This is a genomic window from Microcoleus sp. K4-B3, assembly GCF_036704615.1.
In the GTDB taxonomy this organism is placed as follows: Bacteria; Cyanobacteriota; Cyanobacteriia; order Cyanobacteriales; family Microcoleaceae; genus Microcoleus.
The window spans coordinates 1-2679 of the sequence record NZ_JAUBSF010000191.1; the positions used below are offsets into that span (position 1 = coordinate 1).

Here is a 2679-nt window from a genome sequence, read left to right on the forward strand (position 1 = left end):
GTCGAAGTTCACAGACTGACTAACAGCTACAGAAAAATTGTTAGGCGTTTAGACCAATTGGAAGGCATAAGCATAGAGTAAGGCCGATTTGTAGTGAAGGGCGATCGGCTTTTGATAAGAAAGAAGATGAACCAAAAAACTTGCCCAATAGGGATACAAGACTGCGTCCCCCGAGGTAAAAATAGTTGCCTAAATTTTTTTACCTGTTATGCCTGGACTAGACCCTGGCCACTCCCTCTGACCAGAATTACACATGAAAACAGTTGTTTGGATCCATTGACCTTTGACTCACCCTACTGGTTGGTGCAATTCCTTACTTTATACCCCCCTATAAATTCAGTGGGAACCATGCAAGAACGCAATTGGAAAGATTATTTTGCTGATTATGGGTATGCAGAAGCCACACCTTTGTACGGACGGAGCCTATAACAAAGATGACTAGCGGCGCTCAACTTTCACTTTTCGACACGGCTGCGGCTGAATCGGGAAGTTTTTACAAACCGGGCGATTGGGTAAAAATCCGCAAAGTACCTTCGATCGCGAAACACGTCAAATGCGGTCACATCTATAAAATCCACGCCGTCGATCCGGGTGACGGGCGATTGGAATTTTGGAATCCATTCTCAAGTCAGTGGGATTTCCTTCTTCCTGTCGAAGTGAAGCTTGCCCTCGCCCCCGCCGATAAAATTGATTCTCCAACCCCCGCAGAGGTCGCCGTTGGAGAATCAAATTTCCCAACCTGTGAAACCGATACAATCACTCAAGTTGACACGGTTGGAGAATCAAATTGCCCGCCCGGTAAAATTGATTCTCCAACCCCGGCAGAGGTCGCCGTTGATGATTATTTAGCGCTCAATGCAATCTCGACTTACCGACCGCGCGGTACGGCCAGAGGCGGCCAATATTACCGACTGTCTTACAAAGAAGGAGGCAAAGTAAGACAAGTGCACATCAGGGGCGGCAACACCGACTCCCCAATTTCTCAGGCGACAGTCGCCGAAGTGCGATCGCTCTTAGCGGCCGGCACATCGCCCGCACAAATTGCCGCTACGCTTCGGAGTTCTGGCGGCAAAGTTCCGACACTTTCGTGCGACTGACTCCAGAAGCCGCTGCAATCTGCGAGTAGGTTTTGCCCTGGGCTCGAAGTTGATGCACGAAGGCGATCGCGCTTTCGGACACTCGCGGGCGGCCAAACTTCCGCCCTTTCGCTCGCGCCGCTGCAATCCCGCTTTTTACCCGCTCGCGGATCAGGTCGCGCTCGAATTCAGCAATCGCCGAGATGATCGAGGCCATCAATTTACCGTGCGAGGTGCTCAAGTCCAAGCCGATGCCCGACAGAGTGACAAGAGACGTTCCCCAGTCGTTCAAATCTCGCAGCGTCCCCAGTAGGTCGATCGTGCTCCTACTCCATCGCGAAGCCTCGGTCACCAGCACCGCCGATATTGTTCTTGCCCGAGCCGCCGCCATGACTTTTTTGCGCTGCGCGCGATCGTCCTTAGCGCCGCTGGCAGTCTCCCGCAAAACTTCTACAATTTCATACCCGGCGCGATCGGCAAATTCTCTCAAATCTCGCTCTTGCCGATCGCAATCTTGGTCGCTCGTGCTCACCCGGCAGTAAATAATCGCCCGTATCAAATAACCCTCCCGTTTCAGAGTTCCAGAACCCTGATTAAATCGAGGTCAATTTCAAATAATTCGCCGTATCAATTAAGAAGTGATTTTTGGTACGTCGCCATTGGAAAACAACTTCACAATTTCGTCTAACAGTTGTCCCATTGTTACTTTTCGGCGGATTGACTCATGCCTTAGATAACTTTTGGTAATCTCGCTAACTTCAGTTTGCAACTTAGCGCTGCTGGTAGTGACAATAGCAGTAATATCAATCTCATTATCGTTAATCATTAACTTTCCCAGTAAGCTTATCCATATTCTAGCCTATGCCTTTAGGCATAGTGACAATAAGCATTGTTACCCTAACGCTATTTTCTGTCCGTAACTCGGCAGGTGCAACGTCGCGTAAGAGTAATAAACAGTGCTTTCCGGGCGGTATCGCTTGTGTTTCCGCTTTTTCCCCAACACTTCCTCTTCTTTTGTCGTCGGGATTGTAGGGCGGGGAGTGCCAACGGGTTGATTGAGTTTCAAGAACTCCGATTTAATTTCATGACCTTGAATTTTTAACACTTCTTTAACAATGCGCACCCCTTCAGCTTCTGTTTTGCACAGTATTTGCAAGCTGTAACCTCGCTGCCAGTCGTGATAAACTATCATTTTTTTGCCGCGCTCCCATTTAAAAGCGCTAGTAAAAATAGCTTTAATTTGATTTGAAAGCTTCTTGATATCGCTTTCTTTGATGAGTTGACTCGTCCCGCTTTTAATTAAATCAGAAGAATCGACGAAGTTCATCAAATCAAAACTAATCTCACCTTTCAAGGGCGTATAACCCGCCGTTACATCGGTGCGTTTCTCAAAAAACCACAACTTAACTTCGGGATGTCCTAACCGTTCTATCCCTTGCTTCCCTTCCGGTTCTTCCCCGCCCGGTTTGATTTTCCGGAGCTCGTACCGGATTAAATCGCGGAATGCATCAAGCAAAGAGGCTTGCAGCGCGATCGCAAATTCGTTGCCGCTAATTGTCAGCGTGAGCGTGTCAAGCGTTTCCTTGCCTACCTTCTTTTTATC

At 48.5% G+C, this 2679-nt stretch carries 4 protein-coding genes; 1 reads left to right on the top strand and 3 read right to left on the bottom strand.

Features of this window, described 5'->3' with window-relative positions; translation table 11 throughout:
* Window positions 1–434 precede the first annotated feature (434 nt).
* A complete protein-coding gene (locus tag QUA78_RS32130) occupies window positions 435–1097 on the top strand; it encodes a hypothetical protein (protein ID WP_333399237.1) in 663 nt (220 codons plus the stop codon).
* Here QUA78_RS32130 and QUA78_RS32135 read toward each other — a convergent pair.
* The 3 genes from QUA78_RS32135 to QUA78_RS32145 form a co-directional block, all read right to left on the bottom strand.
* Window positions 1048–1635, bottom strand: a complete 588-nt coding sequence (locus QUA78_RS32135) for a recombinase family protein (RefSeq protein WP_333399238.1) — start codon at window positions 1633–1635, stop codon at window positions 1048–1050. The two genes, QUA78_RS32130 and QUA78_RS32135, sit on opposite strands and share 50 nt — an antisense overlap.
* A 72-nt stretch (window positions 1636–1707) precedes the next feature.
* Window positions 1708–1902, bottom strand: a complete 195-nt coding sequence (locus tag QUA78_RS32140; protein ID WP_333399239.1) for a hypothetical protein — start codon at window positions 1900–1902, stop codon at window positions 1708–1710.
* A gap of 66 nt (window positions 1903–1968) precedes the next feature.
* A partial coding sequence (locus tag QUA78_RS32145) for a hypothetical protein (RefSeq protein ID WP_333399240.1) occupies window positions 1969–2679 on the bottom strand: 711 nt, incomplete at its 5' end.

Excerpts from the sequence above, each read along its gene's own strand:
- QUA78_RS32130 (WP_333399237.1), top strand. The coding sequence starts at position 435 with ATGACTAGCGGCGCTCAACTTTCACTTTTCGACACGGCTGCGGCTGAA.
- QUA78_RS32140 (WP_333399239.1), bottom strand. The coding sequence starts at position 1,902 with ATGATTAACGATAATGAGATTGATATTACTGCTATTGTCACTACCAGC.